Origin of the sequence: Streptomyces sp. Root431 (assembly GCF_001426585.1) — a bacterium.
Lineage (GTDB): Bacteria > Actinomycetota > Actinomycetes > Streptomycetales > Streptomycetaceae > Streptomyces > Streptomyces stackebrandtii.
Window position 1 is genome coordinate 97,724 of sequence record NZ_LMEI01000009.1, and the last position, 20,112, is coordinate 117,835.

A 20,112-nucleotide genomic window follows, 5' to 3' on the forward strand; every position below is an offset into this window, starting at 1 on the left:
GGCCCGTCCCGCCGGATCTAGCCTGGAAGGTGGAGTGTCGTCCCCGGCCGGCAGGAGGCCGCCGTGAGGTACTCATTCAGCCGTCGGCGGCGCGTCCGTGCCGGTATCGCGGCGCTCGGAATCTTCGCGGCCCCGCTGGGCGCCGGCACCGCCGTCGCCACCGAGCCTCCCGGCCCCGCCCTGTTCGCGACGTCCTCCGCGAGCGCGCCCACCCCTGCGCCCTCGGCGGAGACGGACTTCCCTGAGCTCACCCCGGCGGTGGCCGCCGAGCTGGACAGGGCGATCCAGGACGTCATGAAGGAAGCGGGCGTGCCGGGAGTCACCGTCGGTCTGTCGGCACCGGGCAAGGGCCAGTACCTCCGCTCCTTCGGGGAGGCGGACACCGCGATCGGCGCGCCCATGAGCCCCGGCCTGTACATGCGGATCGGCAGCGAGACCAAGACGTTCACGGTCACCGCCTTGCTCGAACTGGTCGACGAGGGCAAGGTCGGCCTGGACGATCCGATCTCCGACTACGTCGCCGGGGTGCCGAACGGCGACAAGATCACCCTCCGCCATCTCGCGGGGATGCGCAGCGGGCTCTTCAACTACACGGGGGACGAGGACTTCTCCAAGGCCCTCACCTCGGACCCCGATCGCTTCTTCACGCCGCAGCAGCTGCTGGACTACTCGTTCAAGCACCCCGTGGCGTTCCAGCCGGGCGCGGAGGTCCAGTACTCCAACACGAACACGGTCCTGCTCGGTCTGGTCGTGGAGAAGGCCGGGGGCATGCCGCTGCACGAGTACATCCAGAAGAACGTCGTGGAGCCCGCGGGCCTGCGGCACACCAGCTTCCCGACGGATGCCGCCTTCCCCAGGCCGCACGCCCACGGCTACACGGAGCAGACCGCGTCGGGCGAGATCGAGGACGCCACCGACTGGAACCCGTCATGGGGCTGGGCGGCCGGCGCGATGATCTCGAACCTCCAGGACATGCGTTCCTGGGCCAAGACCGTCGCCACGGGCACGCTGCTCACCCCCGAGACCCAGGCCGAACGCCTGAAGGTCGACCCGGCCGGCACCACCGGCGACGGATACGGGCTCGGCATCTTCAACGTCCAGGGCTGGATCGGCCACAACGGCTCCCTGCCCGGCTACCAGTCGCTGACGATCTACCTGCCCGAGGCGGAGGCGACCCTCGTCGTCCTGATGAACACCGACGTCGCCAAGGACGGCGTCGCGCCCAGCACCCGCTTCGGGAAGGCCATCACCGGCATCGTGACCCCGGACCACGTCTACGACTTCCCGGCCGAGCCGGCGCAGCCGAGCCCGGACGACAGCTGAGCGGCCGGAGGGTGGTCGGCGGCAGTGCCCACGGTCAGCGGTAGCACCCGCGGTCAGCCGTAGCACTTACGGTCAGCGGTAGTACCCCTCAACGACGGCCCGGACCTCGTCGAGCAGCGCGGGGCCGTCCTGCGGTACGGGCGGCTTCCCGGCGGCGGGCCTGATGTCCAGGAGCTGCTCGCCGGAGAGGGCGAACACCACCCGCCGCAGGCCCGCGAGCCGGATGACGGGCTCGCACATCCCGCACGGTTCGCAGCTGGTGTACATCGTGGTCCCGGCCGCCGTGGCCGCGTCCAGTTCCCGCGCGGCCCACCGGGCCAGCTTCAGTTCCGGGTGGGCGGTGATGTCCCGGTCCGTGAGGGTGGTGTTGTACTCCTCCGCCAGCACCGTCCCGTCCGCCGCCGCGAGCAGCGATCCGAAGGGCGGGTCGCCGCCCTCCTTCGCCTTGGCGGCGAGCGCGATGGCCCGGCGGAGGAGTGCGTGGTCGTCGTGCGTGATCACAGGGAGGCTCCGTTCAGTCGTGCGACAGGGAAAGGTGCGCGGCCACGGCGGCGAGAGCCCGCCAGGCCTTCTCCGGGTGGAGCGTCTCGCTCGGATCCCCGGCGTACGGGTCGAGGACGACGGACTCGGCGCCCAGCAGCCGCAGTTGGTCGAGGTCGTCCAGGATCTGGTCGATCGTGCCCTCCCCCGCGAGCCGGTCCGCTCCGGTGACCGGCGCGGCGGTGATCCGGAGAGCGATCCGGGGAGCGAGGGCCGGTACGGGGAGCCGTTGCTCGTCGGCGGCGGCCTTCAGCCGCTCGGCGCCCTCGCGCAGCCACGGCACCGTGCAGCGGAGCGGATGCCACGCGTCCCCGTGCCGTACGGCACGGCGTACCCCCGCGTCGCTGTTGCCGCCGACCCACACCGGGATCCGCCGGTCCCCGTAGTCCGCGGTGTTCGCCCAGGCCTCCCGGACGCCCCGCAGGTGTTCGTCGGTCAGCCGGCCACGGCGCTCGAAGGGGATGCCGAGGGCGGCGAACTCCTGGCGTGCCCAGCCCACACCCACCCCGAGAACCAGCCGTCCGCCGCTGAGCCGGTCGAGGTTGGCCGCCATGCGGGCGGTGAGCAGCGGGTGTCGGTAGGGCGCGATGAGTACCGTCGTGCCGAGCCGGACCCGGGTGGTGAGGCCGGCCAGCCAGGAGAGGGTGGTGAACGGCTCGTAGAAGGGCGCCGGATAGCGCTCGGCGACGTCGGGGGTGACGGCGATGTGGTCCGAGACCATCAGGAGGTCGTAGCCCAGGCCCTCCACGGTCCGGGCCCAGTCGCGCAGGACTCCGGGGTCGGTGCCGGGCCCGAAATTGAGGATGTTGACTCCGATCTTCACGGGACCGAGGCTAGTCCGGCGTCCGGGGCCCGCTGAAGGGATTCCCGCCCGTTCCGGGGCCCTTCGGCCGTGGATCCGCCGGTAATCTGGCCGGATGACCGAGACTCTCGACGCGACGGACTGGGCGATCCTGACGGAGGTCCAGAAGGACGGCCGGATCGCGTACACGGAGTTGGCGCGGCGGGTGAACCTGAGCGCGTCGGCGACGAAGGAGCGGGTGCGGCGCCTGGAGGCCGCCGAGGTGATCACGGGGTTCCGGGCGGAGGTCGACCTGGAGCGGACCGGCTATCCGGTGCTCGCGGTGGTCCGGCTGAAGTACCCGGGGACGCGGCACGAGCCGCTGCGGCGGCTGCTCGGCGAGCGCCCGGAGTACCTGGAGTGTCTGCGGACGACCGGGGACGACTGCTACGTGCTGAAGGTGGCGGCCACGTCGATGTCCCATCTGGAGGAGCTCGTCGACGCGCTGGCCCAGTTCGGGAGTACGACCACGAACCTCGTCCTGAGCCGGACGCTGCCGTTCCGCGGCCCGCGCGCGCCGCGTACGGACGCCCGCCCGGGTCGTTGAGGGATCGCCCCGGATCGGCGAGGGAGCGCCCCGGGTCCGGTGAGGATCGCCCCAGCTCAGACAGGGGGCGCGCGCACGCCACTCGCGCGCCCTCCATGTCCGACTGCGCGCTCCGGCGAACGGGGCAACGAGCGCTGGGGGCGCCCTGACCAAGATCAATAGCCTGACGTCCGGCGCGTGACCTCGCGTCTGTCGGACAGAGAAGGCAAGCGACTCCCGTGAAACTTCCGATGTTGCAGCGCATGGCCTGGCTCACGGCGGCGACCGCGCTGCTGGCGACCCTCGGCTCCGCCCCCGCCGGGGCCGCCGGAGAGTGGCAGAAGGTCGGCGATGACGCCCGCTCCGGTGTCAGCGGCCTCGCGTTCGAGGGCCGTACCGGCGACGGAACCGGTGTGCACGTCCTCGCCGTGCACGACAACAAGCGGTCCGGACAGCAGCGGCTGTCCCGGGTCACCCACCAGGACGGCGCCGACGACATCGCCCCGATCACCTGGGACGGTCCGGAACCCGTCGACCTGGAGGCCATCGAGAGCATCCCCGGGATGCCCGGCGAGTACCTGGCGGTGACCGGCCGCGGCATCCTCTTCCGTCTGAAGGTCGCCGGCTCGACGGCGACCGTCGTCGACTACACCCCGCTGCCGGCGATCGGCGAGGGCGACGACTTCGAGAGCTTCGCGGTCGTCGCCCAGAACGGGAAGCTCGCCGCCCTGTGGGCCGACCGGGGCGCGGGCCCCGGCCGTCCCGCCACCCTGTACGCCGCGCCCCTGACGTTCGCCGCGTGGGGTCAACCGCTGTTCGGTGCAGTCACGAACCGGACCTACCGGACGACGCAGCCGAACGACGACGGCACCCGGCACATCTCCGACATCACGGTGACCCCCGCAGGACGGCTCGTCGTCGGCTCGGCCGCGGACGCCGGCGACGACGGCCCGTTCGACTCCGCGGTGAGCGACATCGGCCGGGTGACGATCTCGTCGGCGGGCCGGGTACGGGTCACGCTCGCGACCTCCCCGACCGTGCTCGGAACGTACCCGCAGTACAAGGTCGAGGCGGTGGAGTGCCTGCCCGACTCCCCCGACACCCTGCTGGGCACCGACGACGAGAACCTCGGCGGCTCCGTCCGTACCGAGTCCTTCTGCGGCGCCTGAGCACGACACGACATGACGGACTCCGGGGCCCGGTCCGGCCCCGGAGTCCGATTGCGTGCGGAGATCGCGAAGGCCGGGCTACGCTGCGGGTGCAGCTGGTTCGCCCCGTCAGCCGGACGGGATGCGTCGTAAGAGGGAACCCGGTGGGAATCCGGGACTGCCCCGCAGCGGTGAGCGGGAACGACCGCCGTCATCAGCACTGGACCCGGGACGGGTCTGGGAAGCGACGGCCACTAGGTGTCCTCCCCCGTGAGGACGTGCCCGCGAGTCCGAAGACCTGCCCGTTGCCCGCACGCGGACGATTCCGCGCGCGGACATTCCGGTGACCTCGTGGGCGGGTCGGCGTACAGAACGAGACGGACGACCGCGTCGCACAGCGCCGGTCCAGCCGCCCGTTCCGTCACCCCTTCGCGTCCGCGTCCCGTCTCCGGGATCTCAGGGATTCATCTCGCGAAGGAGATCTCCGTGACCACCAAGTCCGCAGCCGCGGCAACGCAGTCCACCCTGTACGGCTACCCCCGCCAGGGCGCCGACCGGGAACTGAAGAAGGCCGTCGAGGGCTACTGGAAGGGCCGCGTCACCGCCGAAGCCCTCCGGACCACCGCCGTCGGCCTGCGCCGCACCACCTGGCGGCAGCAGGCCGCCGCCGGCATCACCGAGGTCCCCACCGGCGACTTCTCGTACTACGACCACGTCCTCGACACCACCGTCATGGTGGGCGCGATCCCCGAGCGCCACCGGGCGGCCGTCGCCGCGGACCCGCTCGACGGGTACTTCGCCATGGCGCGCGGCACCCAGGACGTCGCGCCGCTGGAGATGACCAAGTGGTTCGACACCAACTACCACTATCTCGTACCGGAGTTGGGACCTGACACGGTCTTCGCGGCCGACTCCTCCCAGCAGGTCGCCGCCCTCCGGGAGGCCCTCGCCCTGGGCCTCGACGCCCGGTCCGTCCTGGTCGGACCCGTCACCTACCTGCTGCTCGCCAAGCCGGCGCCGGGCGTGGCCGCCGACTTCGATCCGCTCACCCTCCTCGACCGGCTGCTCCCGGTGTACGCCGAGGTCCTCGCCGACCTGCGGGCTGCGGGCGCCGACTGGGCGCAGCTCGACGAGCCCGCACTCGTCCAGGACCGCACCCCGGCGGAGCTCAACGCCGCCACCCGCGCCTACCGGGACCTCGGCGGACTCACGGACCGGCCGAAACTCCTGGTCGCCTCCTACTTCGACCGGCTCGGCGACGCCCTGCCCGTACTGGCCAAGGCGCCCGTCGAGGGCCTTGCGCTCGACTTCACGGACCGGGCGGCCGCCAACCTCGACGCGCTCGCCGCCGCCGGCGGGCTGCCGGGCAAGCGGCTCGTCGCCGGAGTGGTCAACGGCCGCAACATCTGGGTCAACGACCTCGCGGCGTCGCTCACCACGCTCGGCACCCTCCTCGGCCTCGCCGACCGCGTCGACGTGTCCGCCTCCTGCTCCCTGCTGCACGTCCCGCTCGACGCAGCGGCGGAACGCGAGATCGATCCGCAGATCCTGCGCTGGCTCGCCTTCGCCCGGCAGAAGACCGCCGAGGTCGTCACCCTGGCGAAGGGCCTCTCACAGGGCACAGGTGCCATCACCGCCGAACTCGCCGCCAACCGCGCCGACCTCGCCTCGCGCGCCCGCTCCCCGATCACCCACGACCCGGCCGTCCGGGCCCGCGCCGCCGCCGTCACCGCGTCAGACACCCGCCGCCCCCAGCCGTACGACGAGCGGTCCGCTGCCCAACACGCCGCCCTCCGACTGCCGTTGCTGCCCAGCACGACCATCGGCTCGTTCCCGCAGACCGCGGAGCTGCGGACCGCGCGGGCCGACCTGCGGGCCGGCCGGATCGACACCGCCGGATACGAGGAGCGCATCAGGTCCGAGATCCAGGAAGTCATCGCCTTCCAGGAGAAGACCGGCCTCGACGTCCTCGTCCACGGCGAGCCCGAACGCAACGACATGGTCCAGTACTTCGCCGAACAGCTGACGGGCTACCTCGCCACCCGGCACGGCTGGGTCCAGTCCTACGGAACCCGCTACGTCCGGCCGCCGGTCCTCGCCGGCGACATCTCCCGGCCCGCGCCGATGACGGTCCGCTGGACGGCCTACGCCCGGTCCCTCACCACCAAGCCCGTCAAGGGCATGCTCACCGGACCGGTCACCATGCTCGCCTGGTCCTTCGTCCGCGACGACCAGCCCCTCGCCGACACGGCCCGCCAGGTCGCCCTCGCCCTGCGCGACGAGGTGAACGACCTGGAGGCCGCCGGTACTTCCGTCATCCAGGTCGACGAGCCGGCGCTCCGCGAGACCCTGCCGCTCCGCGCCGCCGACCACGGGGCCTACCTGGACTGGGCGACGGAGGCGTTCCGCCTCACGACCGCGGGGGTGCGCCCGGAGACCCAGATCCACACGCACATGTGCTACGCCGAATTCGGCGACGTCGTCCAGGCCATCGACGACCTCGACGCCGACGTCATCAGCCTGGAGGCCGCCCGGTCCCACATGCAGGTCGCCCGCGAACTCGCCGCCCACGGCTACCCGCGCGAGGCGGGACCCGGGGTCTACGACATCCACTCCCCGCGCGTCCCGAGCGCCCACGAGGCCGCCGAGCTCCTCCGTACGGGCCTCAGGGCCATCCCCGCGGAGCGGCTCTGGGTCAATCCCGACTGCGGTCTGAAGACCCGCGGTTGGCCCGAGACCCGGGCCGCGCTGGAGAACCTGGTCGCGGCGGCCCGTACCGTCCGGGCCGAGCTCACCACCCCGTGACCGCGCCGTAGCGAGGGGGATCCTCGCGCCGCCTCCGCCGCCGTCGCCGTCATCACCGGCGGAGGCGGAGGCGGAGGCGGAAGCGGAGGCGGAGGCGGAAGCGGCCGGAGATCAGGGGGAGACCGTGGCCGCCGGGGGCGTCCAGCGGCGGGTGCGGGACGGTCCGGACGAGACGCCGTAGTCCTTCCTGAGGTGTTCGGGGATGGCGTAGTGCATGACGCGTCCGCGCGTGAGGGAGGACAGTTCGAGGACGGTGGTGAGGTGGCCGAGGCGGTCCAGGGCCCAGGCGCCGAGCGGCGAGTGGTCCTCGATGGTCTCCAGGACGCCGAGGAGGTGGGGGACGGACTTGACGAGGGTGTCCCATCGGGTGCGGGGCACGTCCAGCCAGTCCGCGCAGGTGTCGCCGACGAGGTAGCGGATCAGCGCGGAGACGACCGGGTCGAAGAGGGTGCCGGGCACGACCTCCTCGTAGAGGTCGATCAGCTGCCGGGTCAGATGGACCCCCTCCGGGGACGGACCCATGTGGCGGATCATGTACCGGTCGAGGAAGTCGCGGGCCTCGTCGAGGGACTTGGGGACGGCGTCCTGGTCGACGCCGAGCATCGCGCCGACCACGCGCCAGGCGTAGTAGTACGCCTCCGCCCCCTCCGTGGACATGTGGATGCCGAGGCGGTGCAGGCTGTCGAGGACGAGCATCGAGAAGAACATCTGCCCGCCGATCATGTCCTCCTGACAGATCGGCACCCCCGAGGCCGCGACGTCCCACCGGTCCTCGCGCGTCAGGTGGTGGCGGATGGAGGCGTGCAGCAGACGGACCTTCTGCGCGGCCGGGATGAAGCGGCTCCCGGCCTCGAAGGCGTCGGGCTGCATCAGGTAGACGGTGAACTGGCCCGTCTCCGCCATACGTTTGGACGGGTAGCTCAGACCGTGGGTCGCCGAGAGCAGCCTCGCCACGTTCGGGACGAGGTAGCAGGCAGGCATGGAGGCGAAGGACAAGGCCGTGGAGATGTGCACGTTGTTGTCGATGAAGAACAGCCGGGCCTTCTCCATCTCCCCCCAGTCCACCCAGGCAGGCGGTGCGCTCGTGGCATGCAGGTACTCGCGGGCGACATCCGGCAGCCCGTCCGGCAGAGGGGCGCCGGCGGTGGACACGTACCGCATGAGGGTGTTGAACGTCCCCACCTCGCCGCGCTCGAAGAGGGCGGCGACCGTGGCGTCGGCGAGTTCGTCACCGGTCTTCCGCAGGGCGTCCATCGACGCCTCCGTCCGGGTCATGGCAGGGCTCCTTGTTCTCCTGGCGGTCCGTCAGGAACGGCGGACCGCCGCCGAGTGCGCCAGGGTGGTGAGCGCGGCGGCGGGCCGCGCGGGCAGGTTCAGCTCGTCGAGGGTGCGGAGGGCCTCCCCGACCCGCGCGGTGATCATGGCCTCGACGCGGTCGGGCGCCTTCAGCCGCCGCATCACCGCGCGCACGGCCTCCAGGGCGTCGCCGTCGGGGTCGTCCCGGCCGAGCAGGTCGCGCAGCCGCCCGCGCTCCTCGTCCCCGGCGAGCCGCCAGGTCTCCGCGAGGAGGGCGGTGGGCCGCCGGCCGCGCACGTCGTCGGCGCCGGCCTTGCCGGTGCTCTCCGGGTCCCCGAACAGGCCGAGCAGGTCGTCCCGCAGCTGGAACGCCTCCCCCAGCGGCAGCCCGTACGCGGAGTAGCCCGCGCGCAGCCGGTCACCGGCCCCGGCGAGGACTCCGCCGATCAACAGGGGCTGTTCGACGGTGTACTTGGCGGTCTTGTAGCGGATCACCTTCAGCGAGGCCGTCGTGTCCGGGGCGGCGCCGGTGTGCAGGATCTCCAGGCACTCGCCCGCGATGAGGTCCCGGGCGAGCGCCGCCCAGAGCGGGCGGGCCCGGCCGAGGTAGGCGGCCGGCAGGCCGCTGGTGACGAACAGCTGCCCGGCGAGCGACATGAGCAGGTCCCCGACGAGCATGGCCAGGGAGCGGGCGCCCGCGGCCGGCCGCGGGTGGTGCTCCACCGCGTCGCGCAGGGCGAGGTGCGCGGTGGGCCGGCCGTGCCGCAGCGGGCTGTCGTCGATCAGGTCGTCGTGCACGACAGCGGCCGCGTGCACCAGCTCCATGGAGGCCGCCGCCCGCAGCAGTGCCTCGCTGTCCGGCTGTCCCACCGCGCGCCAGCCCCAGTAACAGAACGCCGCGCGCAGCCGTTTGCCGTCCGCGACCGCCGCCTCCAGCTGCCCGGCCACGGGGTCCAGCGCCGGGTCGACCGCCGACAGCCGGTCGGCCTCCTCGGCGACGTACCGCCGGAGGACGTCGTCGACGCGCGTCTTGAACGCGGCCGGATCCCACCGCTCAGACGTCATCGGAGGCCCGCCGGGCGAGCACGTGCCGGGCGAGCACCTCCAGGTGGGCCGGTGGCGGGGACGCGTACCGGTCGAGGACCAGGCGCCCGCGCGCCTCCAGGTCCCGTTCGGCCTCCGCCGCCACCTCGGCGGCGTCCGATCGCCTCAACAGGCCCCGTACGGCGCCGAATCCCGCGCTCAGCGTGCTCACCGCCAGGTCCGCGAGCCCCGCCGCCAGCAGCACCGCCCGCTCGTCCAGGCCCTCGGCGGATCCCGACTCCCGCGTCATACCGTTCCCCCGCCCGCGGCACGTCCCGGCCGCGCTCTCGCCGTCACTCCTTCCCCCAGCGTCGGGCCGGAGCGGGGACCCGTGACGGGTGAACTCACCAACGAGTGATCAACTCGCTGGTGCGTACGAGTCCTCACACCCGGGCGCGGTTCCAGCGCATCCGGGACCACGGCAGGGTCAGCTGGGTCCGGTCGGTCACGTCGCGCGGGGCGAGGTCCGCGATCGGTGCCGCCTCGCGGTGCCGGGCGTAGACGGTGTCGACGTAGCGGTGGCCGGTGTCGGCGGCGACGAAGAGGACAGTGCGCCCGGGGCTGCGCTCGTGCTCGTGGCGGGCGGCGAGGTAGCCGGCACCGGTCGAGAGTCCCGCGAAGACCGCGTGCCGGCGGAGCAGGTCGACGCTGCCGGCCAGGGCCGCGTCGAAGGAGATCCAGTGCAGGGTGTCGTACAGATCGTGGGAGACGTTCCCGAAGGGGATCGAGCTGCCGATGCCGGCGATGATGATCTCGGGGTCGGAGACGTGCTCGGCGCCGAAGGTGACACTGCCGTAGGGCTGGACGCCGACGAGCTCGACGTCGGCCGACCGGCCGCCGTCGGCCGAGCGGCCGTCGGGGTGGTCGCCCGTACCGCCGTCCGCCGCGCGCAGGTAGCGGGCCAGGGCGCCCGTCGACGCCCCCGAGCCGACCCCGCCGACGACGGTCAGCCCGTCCGCCCCGGTCGCCTCCCGGATCCGGTCGGCGATCGCGCGGTAGCCGAGGTAGTGGATGTCGTCGTGGTACTGCCGCATCCAGTGGTACTCGGGGCGCTCGGCGAGGATCTCGTGGATCCGCTCGACGCGCCGCTTCTGGTCGAGCTTGAGGTCGCTGCACGGCTCCATCTGCTCCAACCTGGCTCCCAGCACGGCGAGTTGCGTGCGGAGCGTGTGGTCCACCGTGGTCGAGCCGACGATGTGACAGCGCATGCCGTATCGGTGACAGGCCAGGGCGAGGGCGTACGCGTAGATGCCGCTGGAGCTGTCGAGGAGGGTGTCCCCGCGCCGTACGACTCCGGTGTCCAGGAGGTGGCGCACCGCCGCGAGGGCCGAGACCACCTTCATCGTCTCAAAGCGCAGGCAGACGAGCCGGTCGTCGAGACGTATCAGGTCCGGCCGGCCGATCGACTCCGCGATGTGCTGGTCCATTCCAGAGCTCCTTGGTGCTGGTGTCGGTCGTGAAGGTGCGGGTGGCGGGGATGCCGTGGGCGTCCAGGGCGCGCAGGCAGCGCCGGACGCGGTGCCGCACCCCGGGCGCGGCCGGGTCGAAGAGCACGCCCGCCACCGCGCCGCTGTGCGCGATCTGCACGCCCGCCGCCCCTTCCCGGTGGGCGATGTCGACGAGGGTCTCGAACTCCGGCTGCCGGAGGACCCGTTGGCCGCGTCGCGCGCTGGCGGTGGCGACCTCGCCGAGGAGTGCGACGTCGCCGGTGGCCACGGCCCGGCGCAGCAGCGTGCGCAGCCGCTCGTAGGCCCGTACGTCGCTGTCGCCGGGTTCGTACGCGGGCAAGGCCAGCGTGTCCACGGGCGCTCCGCCGCCGAGGAGGCAGCCCACCACGACCAGCGGCGGCAGGGCGGGGCCGAGGGCCTCCAGGACGCGGCCCTCCCGCTGGGCGAACAGCACGGGGCCGCCGTCCAGCATCAGCGGATCGCAGGCCAGCTCCGCGCGGACCGCCAGCCGGGCGGCCGTCCCGGGCGTCAGGCGCAGGCCGTACGAGTCGGCGACCGCTCGGACGGTGGCGATCACGTCGCTGGTGGAGCTGCCCATGCCAAGGCCCACCGGTATGTCCCCTGTGAGTCGCAACTCCCCGCCACAGGGCGGCTGATGGGACAGTTCCGCGCACGCGGCCACGGCGAGGCGCGCGGCCCGCGCGGCCTTCGCCCGGCCGGTGGGGACGACGGTGAGGTCCCCGGGTGGCGTGCCGGGGTCGCGGACGAATTCGGCTCCGCTGCCCGGTCCCGCCATGGGGAGGGTGACCAGTCCGGCGCACCGGCGCCCGTCGTCGTCGAGGAAGACGCCCTGGAGGAGCTCGCCGTGGTGACACGGGGCGTACCCGGTGCCGGTGGGGAGGCCACCGGCACCGGGTACGGCCGGGCGGGCGACGGGGATCACGCGTCCCCCACCGTCCGGTAGCGGTACAGGACCGTCGCCTCGGCGCTGAACTGGGAGAAGGGGAAGGGTTCCGCGGAGAGCGCGGTGACGCCGGAGCCGAGGAAGGCGCGGGCCACGGCGCTGCCGGTCTGCGCGTACACGACGAGCGGGATGCCGCGCGAGCGGCAGCGGTCGAGGATGGTGTCGAACGAGCCGTTGCTCAGGGTCATTCCGGTGGCGACGACGGCCTCGGCCCGGTCCAGCACCTCGTGCATGTCGGCGGTGACGGGGTCGCCCCACTGGGTGGTCCGGAGATTGAGGTCGCAGGGCAGCGGTCGGCCGCCGCGCTCGCGGATCGCGGCGACGAGCGGGTTGACGACACCGATGAGGCCCACCTCGGCGCCGTCCTCGATGTCCAGCAGGCCGGCGATGGCCGCGTCGCGGGCCCTCGCACGGACCTCCGGGGTTCCGGCGGGGAGGGTGACCGGCTCGGCGTCGCCCGCCTCGCCCGCCGTCCGGTGCGGGCGGACCTCGGAGAGGTAGGCGTCGAGGGCGGCGATCCGCAGCGGTCGCGGGGCCTCGCGCAGGAGCACGTCGAGCGGGGTGCCGGAGGAGTCCCGGCAGATCGCCGGGTCGATCTCGCCGGCCTCGAAGGCGCAGCCGCCGAACGAGCCGCCGAGGCGGACCAGGACGTACTGGTTGAGGTAGGTGGTGTCGCCGCCGGCCAGGCGGGTGCCGTGGTGGATCCAGAAGACGCTGGTCGCGACGAGTTCGGAGGGCAGCGGTCCGTGTTCACCGGCCAGGACGGCCTCGACGAGTCCGTCGACGGACGTCGGAGTGGTGCGGGTGGGGATCGTCTGGGGCATGGCTTTCCTCTTCAGGGAGCGGGTCGGGCGAGTCGGGGTGCCGGTGGCCGCGGTGCGCCGCCGAGCGGTCCGCGGTACGTCACGTGGGGGTGCCCCAGGGCGTCGGCGGTGAGTTCGGCGTCCACTTCGAAGACCTCGGCGAGCCGTTCGGCGGTCAGTACGTGGGCGGGCGGGCCGGCGGCGATCAGCCGGCCGTGGTGCAGGAGCAGCAGCCGGTCGCAGTACCGGGCGGCGAGCGTCAGGTCGTGCAGGGCGACGAGGACCGTCCGGCCGGTGCCGGACAGCAGCTCCATCAGTTCCAACTGGTGTTTGACGTCGAGGTGGTTGGTGGGTTCGTCGAGCAGGAGCGCGTGCGGCTCCTGGGCGAGCGCGCGGGCGATGTGGGCGCGCTGCCGCTCGCCGCCCGACAGGGCCTTCCAGGAGCGGTCGGCGAGCGCGGTGAGCCCGAGGCGTTCGAGGGCGGCGGCGACCACGGCCCGGTCGGCGGCGTCCGGCCCGCGCCAGCGGTCCCGGAACGGCGTCCGCCCGAGGCCCACGACGTCGCCGACCCGCAGGTCGCTGTCCGCGCCCGAGTCCTGTGCGACGAAGGCGACATGGCGGGCGATCCGGCGCGCGCTCCAGTCGCGTACGGACTCGCCGTCGTACCGGACCGTGCCCGTGTCGGGAGCGCGCAGTCCGGCCAGGCAGCGCAGCAGCGACGACTTGCCCGAGCCGTTGGGGCCCAGCAGTCCCACGGTCTCGCCGGGGGCGATGTCGGCGCTGACCTCGCGGACGACCGTCGTGCCGGCCACCGACCAGCCGAGCGCTTCGGCGGTGATCCTCACAGCTCCCCCCTCCTGCGCAGGACGAGGAGGAAGAGCGGTACGCCGAGGAGGGCGGTGATGACGCCCACGGGGACCTCGCGGGGCGCGAAGGCGATCCGGGCCAGCGCGTCCGTCCAGACGAGGAACACCGCTCCGGCGAGCGCCGCGCTGGGCAGCAGCACCCGGTGCAGGGGGCCGACGAGGAACCGTACGCCGTGCGGGACGATCAGGCCGACGAAGCCGATGGCTCCGACGGTGGCCACCGCCACGGCCGTCAGGACGGCCGTGACCACGAGGAGCAGCAGGCGGGTGTGCCGTACGCCGATGCCCAGGGAGGCGGCGGTGTCGGTGCCGAAGGAGAGCCCGTCGAGGGCGGTGGAGCAGAGCCAGGCCACCGCGAGCCCCAGCGGGGTGACGATCGCGCAGACCACGACGGTGTCCCAGCGGGCCGGCGCCATCGAGCCCAGGAGCCAGTGGGTGACGGCCCGCGTGGTGTCCGCGTCCGCGGAGGCCATCAGGACGAGGGAGGTCAGGGCGGTGAACAGCTGGCCGACGACCACTCCGGTGAGGACGATCCGGACCGAGTCGAGACCGCTGCGCCGCAGCAGCAGGAGGAGCAGGGCGAAGGACGCGAGGGCGCCGAGGAGCGCGCCGCCGGTGACCCCGAGCGCGTTCGCGCCCACCCCGAGGACGACGACGGCGACGGCTCCGGTCGAGGCGCCCGAGGAGACGCCGAGCAGGTAGGGGTCGGCGAGGGCGTTGCGGGTGACGGCCTGGAGCACGGCGCCGCACACGGCGAGCGAGGCACCGACGAGGGCGGCCATCAGTACGCGCGGGAGACGCAGGTCCCAGACGAGGGAGTCCACGAGCGGGGGCAACGGCTCGACGTCCAGGCCGAGATGGGTGCCGAGGACGCGGGCGAGGTCGGTCCAGCCCACGTCGGCTGTGCCGATGCGGACGGCGGCGGCCACCGAGCCCACGAGGAGGCCGACGGCGAGGAGGAAGAGGACGGCCCCGCCGGCGAACGACCGAGCCGCGGCGGGCCGGGGCGGCACGGACTCGACCGCCACGGACCCGGATGCCACGGACCCGGGTGCGACAGACCCGGCCGCCACAGACCCGGGAGCCGCGGGCCCGGCCGCCACAGACCCTGGTGCGACAGACCCGGGAGCCGCGGGCCCGGCCGCCACGGGCCCGGCCGCCGCGCCTCGGCCGGGCGGCAGGAGATCCACCTCCCCCGGCCGGACGACCGGATCAGCGGACATACCCGAGGTCCTTCATCCCGTCCGCAAGCAGCCCGAGGGCGTGCACCGACCGCACCGAGGGGTCCAGCTCGATGCCCGGCACTTCGATGATCCTGCCGTCGCGGACCGCCGCCAGCCGGGAGATCACGGGGTGCGCGGTCATCGAGGCGCGCTTCTCGGCGGCGCTGTCGCCCGGCCGGCCGCGCTCGGAGAGGTCGCCGATCACGATGAAGTCCGGGTCGCGCTTGGCGACTTCCTCCCAGGAGACCTCCGGCCAGTCCTCGTCGACGTCGTCGAAGGCGTTCTTCGCGCCGACGATCCGGCTCATCTCGCTGGGCAGGCCGGTCCCACCTGCCACGTACGGCATGCCGTTGAAGACGGAGTAGAGGTAGACGACGGTCGGCCGGTCAGCTCCCTGCGGGGCCTTGGAGGCGTTCGCCCCGGCCTTGGCGACGGCGGCGCGCTGGCCGGCGGCGAGCTTGCGGGCCCGCTCCTCGGCCCCGAAGACCTTGCCGAGGTTCTCGTAGTCGGAGAAGAGCAGCTCGAAGGGGGTCTTCCCGGCGGGATTCCGCTGCGGGCAGTCCACGGCGCTGACGAAGGTGGGGACCTGGAGGGCGGCCAGCTCCTCGCGGGTGCCGGCCCGGTCCTTGGTGAAGAGGTCCGTGGAGCCGGCGACGACGAAGTCGGGTGTTGCGGCGCGCAGTTGCTCGCCGGTGGCGATCTTCGGGGCGATGACGGGGACCTTGGCGTACGCGGCGGCGTACGGGGCCGGGATCTTCGTCTTGAGGTTGGCCGTTCCGGCCATGCGGTCCTGGAGGCCGAGTTCGAGCAGGGTCTCGGTCGACGTCTGGTCCAGGGCGACGGCCCTCTTCGGAGCCCCGGCGAAGGACAGCTGGCGGCCGCAGCTGCTGACGGAACGCGCCTCGCCGGACGCCCGGTCGGCGGGCTTGGCGGCCGTCGTGGAACCGTCGCCGTTCGCCGTGGAGCAGGCCGCGGTGGCGAGGAGGACGGTCAGGGCGATGCCGAGGCGGGCGGGGTGGCGCATGGGATCTCCGGTCTGCGAAGGAGGGCGGGGAACGGCGTGGGTGTTGTCGTGCACCCGGCAGGAGTGCCGCGTTCGAAGGGTACTGTAATGGTATTCATTTTCATTAACCACACGGGGGGCCTGTCCGCCGGACCGCCCCGCCCCTCCCCCGCCGTCCCCAAGGAGCAACCACACCGTGGCGACCACACCACCCCCCACGACGACCAACTCCAAGACTTCGCCCGCGCGTTCGGTCCTCCGCGACACCACGTTCCTGCGCCTGTGGGCGGGCACCACCGCCTCCGGGCTCGCGACCTGGGCCCTGCCCTTCGTCCTCGGACTCGCCGTCCTGCACCGCGACCTCGGCGCCGCAGGACTCGGCCTGGTCCTCGCCGCGCGCACCGCGGGCTTCCTCGTCGCCGTCGCCGTCGGCGGCGTCCTGGCCGACCGGCACTCCCGCCGGGCGGTCGTCCTCTGGTCGGCCCTCGCGGCGGCGGTCGCCGCACCCCTCCTCGCCGCCGGGCTCGGCCGCTCGCTCGTCCTGATGACGGCCGCCGCCGCCCTCGCCGGCGCCGGACAGGGCGCCTGCCGACCGGCGTTCCAGGCACTCACCGCCGAGACCGTCGCCCCCGACCGCCGCCAACAGGCCAACGCCGCCATGACCATGGCCGTACGCGGTTCCACACTCGCGGGCCCCGCCCTGACCGCCCTGCTCGCGGCCTTCCTCGACATCGGGACGCTGTTGCTCGGCATCGGCCTGCTCTGGCTGATCGCCGCACTGGTCCCGGCCAAGGCCGCCACCACCCCAACAGACCCGGCCACGGCTCCCGCGCCGCGCGCCGGATTCCGCGCCGAGTTCCTGGAGGGCATACGCGAGGCGCGCCGCCATCCCTGGTTCCTCGCCGGTCTCGCCGCCCTCGTCACGGTCATCGCCCTCGGCTACTCCGCCACCAGCGTCGCCCTGCCCCTGATCAGCAGGGACCGCTACGACACCCAGTGGGTACTGGCCGCGGCCATGACCGCGTACACCGTGGGCGCACTCGCCGGAGCCCTGGTCATCGCCCGCTGGCGCCCGCGCTCCCAGGGCTGGGCCGCCTTCGCAGGCCTGGCCGTGTACGGCGTCGCCCCCCTCAGCCTGATGCTCCCCGTCCACCCGCTCGTCGTCGTCGCCGCGTACGCCGTCGCCGGAATCGGAATCGAACTGTTCAACGTGCCCTGGTTCACCGCCACCCAACGCGAGGTCGCCCCCGACAAACTGGCCCGCGTCTCCTCGCTCGACTTCCTCGTCTCCTACGGCCTCGCCCCCCTCGGCCTGGCCCTGATGGCCCCCGCCATCGACACCTTCGGAGTCACCACCGTCCTCGGCGCCTGCGCCGCAGCCTGCTTCCTCGTCCCGGCCGCCGCAGCCCTGACCCCCACCGCCCGCCACTTCGCCCGCCCGGCCCCGACGACCACGGACTGACGCGACACGAACGCGCGTGTCTCGCCTCCGGCCCCCGGCGCTACTCCCGATGGGTCCGACCGCTGCCGGACGACGTCCTCGTCACCCTCCTGACCGCTCAGGACGGGGGCGAGGACGGCAAGCTCACCGCGAAGGAGATCATCGCGGAGATCGATTCGTCCCGGCAGATTCCGCTGTCCTTCTTCCGCTCCCTGGCCGGCCGCGAGGACCCCGAACTCCGGATACGGGCCACGTGGAGGTGGCAGTCCCTCACCTCGGCGCAGCGGGCGGCGCTGCTCGATGATCCGGACCCCGCGGTCCGTGAAGCGGCGTATGACAGGAACTGGGCGCTGGACCCGGAACGGGTGGAGGCCGTCTTGCCGTCCTTCGGCGCGCGCAACGGATTCGTGTTCGCCACGTGTGCTCTGTCCCCAGCGCTCATCGAGCAGTGTTTCACGGAGGGCACGATGCTCCCCTTGGCCCGGAACCGGCACACCCGGCCTATGCGCTCGCCCGGCTCGCGCGCCACCCCGACGCGGAGGTCCGTGCGTCGGTCGCCGCCCGGCCCGACGTGGGACCGGAGCTGATGGCGGAGTTGAGGGAGGACCCGGTCGAGTACGTGCGGATGTGCGCGCGCGTCCACCCCTTCCCCCGTACCTGGGCGGAGTACGACGTGATCGACAGGATCATCGGGCACGGTCCTGACTGCACCTGCCCGATCACCGAACCCTTCACCACGTCGCATACCGAGCCGGCCGTCGGGCCGTCGCCCGACTGGTTCGCCGCCTGCGCGGTGTCCGGGGAGCCGGTGCTCCGCCGGGTCGCGGCGAGTTGGCCGGGCCTGTCGGCGCAACTCGTCCCCGCCGAGGGCGCTGCGGCCAATCCGGCCCTCTCCGTTCCGCGCCTGCACGCACTTCTCGACCACTGCCTGAACGGGACCGCCACCCTGCCGACCTAGGGACATTCACGGCTCTTCCCACGTCGGCCACCCCGCCTGAGAGACACAGGGGCAGGACGAGTTACGGGGAGGCGGCCGGCGCAGTGGGGTCTACTTCGGGTCGCGGTTGAACTGTGCCGTCGACCAGCGGTAGCCCAGGGCGATCAGGGCGACGCACCAGGCGAGGGCGAGCCAGCCGTTGTGGCCGATCTCGGTGCCGAGCAGGAGGCCGCGGAGGGTCTCGATGGCCGGGGTGAAGGGCTGGTACTCGGCGATCGGCCGGAACCAGCCCGGCATCGTGTCGGCCGGGATGAAGGCGCTGGAGATGAGCGGCAGGAGAATCAGCGGCATGGCCATGTTGCCGGCCGCCTCCGGGTTCGGGCTGGCCATGCCCATGCCGACGGCGATCCAGGTGAGGGCCAGGGCGAACAGCGCGATCAGACCGAACGCCGCCAGCCACTCCAGGGCCGTGGCGTCCGTGGACCGGAAGCCGATGGCGACTCCGACGGCGCCGACGAGGACCACGCTGGCGACCGACTGGAGCACGCTCCCGAGGACGTGCCCGACGATCACCGAGCCGCGGTAGACCGCCATCGTGCGGAAGCGGGCGACGAGGCCCTCGGTCATGTCCATGGAGACGTACACCGCGGCCCCGATCACGGTGCTGCCGACGGTCATCAGCAGGATGCCCGGGACGATGTAGGCGATGTAGTCGGAGCGGTCGGCGCCACTGCCCGCGATGCCCGCGCTCATCACGTCGCCGAAGATGTAGACGAAGAGCAGCAGCATCATGATCGGCGTGAGCAGCAGGTTCAGGGTCGCGGACGGGTAGCGCCAGGCGTGCAGCAGATTGCGGCGCAGCATCGTGTGCGAGTCGCGGACGGCGAGGGAGAGGGAGCTCATCGGGCGTCCTTCCTGGGCTGGTCGGGGATGTTGCCTCCGCCGGTCAGGGCGAAGAACACGTCGTCGAGGTCGGGGGTGTGGACGGTCAGTTCGTCCGCCTCGATGCCGGCGGCGTCCAACCAGTCGAGAATGGAGCGCAGTTCGCGCTGACTGCCGTCGCTGGGGATGGAGAGCGACAGCGCGTGGTCGTCCCGGGTGACCTCGCGCAGAGCGTCGGCTGCGGACTGGTACGCGGTCGGGTCGGTGAAGCGGAGCCGTACGTGGCCTCCGGGGACGAGCCGCTTCAGTTCCTCCGCGGTGCCCTCGGCGACGATCTTCCCGTCGTTCAACACAGCGATGCGGTCCGCGAGTTCGTCGGCCTCTTCCAGGTACTGGGTGGTGAGGAAGACGGTGACGCCGCCGGAGACGAGGCCGCGGATGATGCCCCACATGTTGTGGCGGGAGCGCGGGTCGAGCCCTGTCGTCGGCTCGTCGAGGAAGATGATCCGCGGGCTGCCGACCAGCGTCATCGCGAGGTCGAGGCGGCGCTTCATGCCGCCGGAGTAGGTGGAGGCGGGCTTCTTCGCGGCGTCCACCAGGTCGAAGCGCTCCAGGAGTTCGGCGGCGACCCGCCGCCCCTCGCGCTTGGAGAGGTGAACTGGCCGGTGACGCCGATCGCCGCGCGGACCGCCTGCGGTTCGGCGGCCAGGTCGTGCCCGCCGACGTGCAGCTCACCCGCGTCGGCGCCGATGAGCGTGGACAGGACCTTGACGGCGGTGGTCTTGCCGGCGCCGTTCGGGCCGAGCAGCGCGAACACGGACCCGGCCGGGATGTGCAGATCGATGCCGTCGAGGACGAGCTTTTCGCCGTACGACTTGCGCAGCCCGACGGCGGAGATCGCGGTCGGCGACGGCCGACCCTCGCCGCGCCTTGTTGTGGGCATGACAGACGAAGCCATGGAGGCATCCTTTCGGAGGCTGAAG

General features: G+C 72.9%; 18 protein-coding genes, 1 pseudogene and 1 riboswitch. Of the genes and pseudogenes, 6 read left to right on the forward strand and 13 right to left on the reverse strand.

Going from position 1 to position 20,112, the window contains the following annotated elements; all coding sequences use genetic code 11:
• The first annotated feature begins 63 nt into the window (after nucleotides 1-63).
• Nucleotides 64-1,323, forward strand: coding sequence for a serine hydrolase domain-containing protein (locus tag ASC82_RS13915; RefSeq protein ID WP_056646807.1), 1,260 nt, complete (start codon nucleotides 64-66; stop codon nucleotides 1,321-1,323).
• Nucleotides 1,324-1,395: 72 nt separating this feature from the next.
• Here ASC82_RS13915 and ASC82_RS13920 read toward each other — a convergent pair whose 3' ends face one another.
• Together ASC82_RS13920 and ASC82_RS13925 are read right to left on the reverse strand one after the other, a co-directional pair.
• The gene (locus ASC82_RS13920; protein WP_056646810.1) at nucleotides 1,396-1,824 is read right to left on the reverse strand and encodes a nucleoside deaminase; all 429 of its coding nucleotides are present in this window, start codon (nucleotides 1,822-1,824) and stop codon (nucleotides 1,396-1,398) included.
• Between the two features lie 13 nt (nucleotides 1,825-1,837).
• Complete coding sequence (locus ASC82_RS13925; protein ID WP_056646813.1) at nucleotides 1,838-2,686, reverse strand: LLM class flavin-dependent oxidoreductase; 849 nt, start codon at nucleotides 2,684-2,686, stop codon at nucleotides 1,838-1,840.
• A 94-nt stretch (nucleotides 2,687-2,780) separates the two neighbouring features.
• On the opposite strand from ASC82_RS13925, the gene ASC82_RS13930 reads away from it, so the two are divergent.
• From ASC82_RS13930 to metE, 3 genes are all read left to right on the forward strand, one after another.
• Nucleotides 2,781-3,251, forward strand: coding sequence for an Lrp/AsnC family transcriptional regulator (locus tag ASC82_RS13930; protein WP_056646816.1), 471 nt, complete (start codon nucleotides 2,781-2,783; stop codon nucleotides 3,249-3,251).
• Nucleotides 3,252-3,493: 242 nt separating this feature from the next.
• Nucleotides 3,494-4,399: an esterase-like activity of phytase family protein gene (locus tag ASC82_RS13935; protein WP_242427649.1), complete on the forward strand. Its 906-nt coding sequence runs from the start codon at nucleotides 3,494-3,496 to the stop codon at nucleotides 4,397-4,399.
• Nucleotides 4,400-4,478: 79 nt separating this feature from the next.
• A riboswitch (cobalamin riboswitch) is annotated at nucleotides 4,479-4,699 on the forward strand.
• Between the two features lie 165 nt (nucleotides 4,700-4,864).
• Nucleotides 4,865-7,183 (forward strand): 5-methyltetrahydropteroyltriglutamate--homocysteine S-methyltransferase, encoded by a 2,319-nt coding sequence (gene metE / locus ASC82_RS13940; RefSeq protein ID WP_056646822.1) that lies wholly within the window; start codon nucleotides 4,865-4,867, stop codon nucleotides 7,181-7,183.
• 111 nt (nucleotides 7,184-7,294) lie between these two features.
• Here metE and ASC82_RS13945 read toward each other — a convergent pair whose 3' ends face one another.
• From ASC82_RS13945 to ASC82_RS13985, 9 genes are all read right to left on the reverse strand, one after another.
• Nucleotides 7,295-8,458, reverse strand: a complete 1,164-nt coding sequence (locus tag ASC82_RS13945; RefSeq protein ID WP_056646825.1) for an oxygenase MpaB family protein — start codon at nucleotides 8,456-8,458, stop codon at nucleotides 7,295-7,297.
• A 30-nt stretch (nucleotides 8,459-8,488) separates the two neighbouring features.
• Nucleotides 8,489-9,544, reverse strand: a complete 1,056-nt coding sequence (locus ASC82_RS13950) for a polyprenyl synthetase family protein (RefSeq protein ID WP_056646828.1) — start codon at nucleotides 9,542-9,544, stop codon at nucleotides 8,489-8,491.
• The gene (locus ASC82_RS13955; protein WP_056646831.1) at nucleotides 9,534-9,812 is read right to left on the reverse strand and encodes a hypothetical protein; all 279 of its coding nucleotides are present in this window, start codon (nucleotides 9,810-9,812) and stop codon (nucleotides 9,534-9,536) included. The genes ASC82_RS13950 and ASC82_RS13955 overlap by 11 nt, the downstream gene beginning before the upstream one ends.
• A gap of 133 nt (nucleotides 9,813-9,945) precedes the next feature.
• Nucleotides 9,946-10,989: a pyridoxal-phosphate dependent enzyme gene (locus ASC82_RS13960; RefSeq protein WP_056646834.1), complete on the reverse strand. Its 1,044-nt coding sequence runs from the start codon at nucleotides 10,987-10,989 to the stop codon at nucleotides 9,946-9,948.
• Nucleotides 10,910-11,953, reverse strand: coding sequence for a GHMP kinase (locus ASC82_RS13965; protein WP_056646837.1), 1,044 nt, complete (start codon nucleotides 11,951-11,953; stop codon nucleotides 10,910-10,912). The genes ASC82_RS13960 and ASC82_RS13965 overlap by 80 nt, the downstream gene beginning before the upstream one ends.
• Nucleotides 11,950-12,798 carry a DUF364 domain-containing protein gene (locus ASC82_RS13970; protein WP_056646840.1) on the reverse strand — a complete coding sequence of 283 codons (849 nt, stop codon included), beginning with the start codon at nucleotides 12,796-12,798 and terminating at the stop codon, nucleotides 11,950-11,952. The genes ASC82_RS13965 and ASC82_RS13970 overlap by 4 nt, the downstream gene beginning before the upstream one ends.
• 11 nt (nucleotides 12,799-12,809) lie before the next feature.
• Complete coding sequence (locus ASC82_RS13975; protein WP_056646843.1) at nucleotides 12,810-13,622, reverse strand: ABC transporter ATP-binding protein; 813 nt, start codon at nucleotides 13,620-13,622, stop codon at nucleotides 12,810-12,812.
• The gene (locus tag ASC82_RS13980) at nucleotides 13,619-14,671 is read right to left on the reverse strand and encodes an iron chelate uptake ABC transporter family permease subunit (protein ID WP_242427650.1); all 1,053 of its coding nucleotides are present in this window, start codon (nucleotides 14,669-14,671) and stop codon (nucleotides 13,619-13,621) included. The genes ASC82_RS13975 and ASC82_RS13980 overlap by 4 nt, the downstream gene beginning before the upstream one ends.
• Before the next feature lie 184 nt (nucleotides 14,672-14,855).
• Nucleotides 14,856-15,890 carry an ABC transporter substrate-binding protein gene (locus tag ASC82_RS13985; protein WP_056646847.1) on the reverse strand — a complete coding sequence of 345 codons (1,035 nt, stop codon included), beginning with the start codon at nucleotides 15,888-15,890 and terminating at the stop codon, nucleotides 14,856-14,858.
• Between the two features lie 175 nt (nucleotides 15,891-16,065).
• On the opposite strand from ASC82_RS13985, the gene ASC82_RS13990 reads away from it, so the two are divergent.
• Both ASC82_RS13990 and ASC82_RS30625 read left to right on the forward strand, forming a co-directional pair.
• On the forward strand, nucleotides 16,066-17,331 hold the full coding sequence (locus ASC82_RS13990) for an MFS transporter (protein ID WP_056646850.1): 1,266 nt from the start codon (nucleotides 16,066-16,068) through the stop codon (nucleotides 17,329-17,331).
• 565 nt (nucleotides 17,332-17,896) lie between these two features.
• Nucleotides 17,897-18,268, forward strand: coding sequence for a hypothetical protein (locus ASC82_RS30625; protein ID WP_199862533.1), 372 nt, complete (start codon nucleotides 17,897-17,899; stop codon nucleotides 18,266-18,268).
• 90 nt (nucleotides 18,269-18,358) lie between these two features.
• On the opposite strand, the gene ASC82_RS14005 is transcribed toward ASC82_RS30625, so the two are convergent.
• Nucleotides 18,359-19,150 carry an ABC transporter permease gene (locus tag ASC82_RS14005; RefSeq protein ID WP_056646859.1) on the reverse strand — a complete coding sequence of 264 codons (792 nt, stop codon included), beginning with the start codon at nucleotides 19,148-19,150 and terminating at the stop codon, nucleotides 18,359-18,361.
• Nucleotides 19,147-20,072: pseudogene (locus ASC82_RS31370) on the reverse strand (ATP-binding cassette domain-containing protein). Before ASC82_RS31370 ends, ASC82_RS14005 begins: the two are co-directional and overlap by 4 nt.
• Between the last annotated feature and the right edge of the window lie 40 nt (nucleotides 20,073-20,112).

What these genes read in the sequence shown, in the direction of transcription:
- ASC82_RS13935 (WP_242427649.1), top strand. Translation starts at nt 3,494, where the DNA reads ATGGCCTGGCTCACGGCGGCGACCGCGCTGCTGGCGACCCTCGGCTCC.
- ASC82_RS30625 (WP_199862533.1), top strand. Translation starts at nt 17,897, where the DNA reads ATGGCGGAGTTGAGGGAGGACCCGGTCGAGTACGTGCGGATGTGCGCG.
- ASC82_RS13985 (WP_056646847.1), bottom strand. Translation starts at nt 15,890, where the DNA reads ATGCGCCACCCCGCCCGCCTCGGCATCGCCCTGACCGTCCTCCTCGCC.
- ASC82_RS13960 (WP_056646834.1), bottom strand. Translation starts at nt 10,989, where the DNA reads ATGGACCAGCACATCGCGGAGTCGATCGGCCGGCCGGACCTGATACGT.
- ASC82_RS13930 (WP_056646816.1), top strand. Translation starts at nt 2,781, where the DNA reads ATGACCGAGACTCTCGACGCGACGGACTGGGCGATCCTGACGGAGGTC.
- ASC82_RS13950 (WP_056646828.1), bottom strand. Translation starts at nt 9,544, where the DNA reads ATGACGTCTGAGCGGTGGGATCCGGCCGCGTTCAAGACGCGCGTCGAC.
- ASC82_RS13945 (WP_056646825.1), bottom strand. Translation starts at nt 8,458, where the DNA reads ATGACCCGGACGGAGGCGTCGATGGACGCCCTGCGGAAGACCGGTGAC.
- ASC82_RS13955 (WP_056646831.1), bottom strand. Translation starts at nt 9,812, where the DNA reads ATGACGCGGGAGTCGGGATCCGCCGAGGGCCTGGACGAGCGGGCGGTG.
- ASC82_RS14005 (WP_056646859.1), bottom strand. Translation starts at nt 19,150, where the DNA reads ATGAGCTCCCTCTCCCTCGCCGTCCGCGACTCGCACACGATGCTGCGC.
- ASC82_RS13970 (WP_056646840.1), bottom strand. Translation starts at nt 12,798, where the DNA reads ATGCCCCAGACGATCCCCACCCGCACCACTCCGACGTCCGTCGACGGA.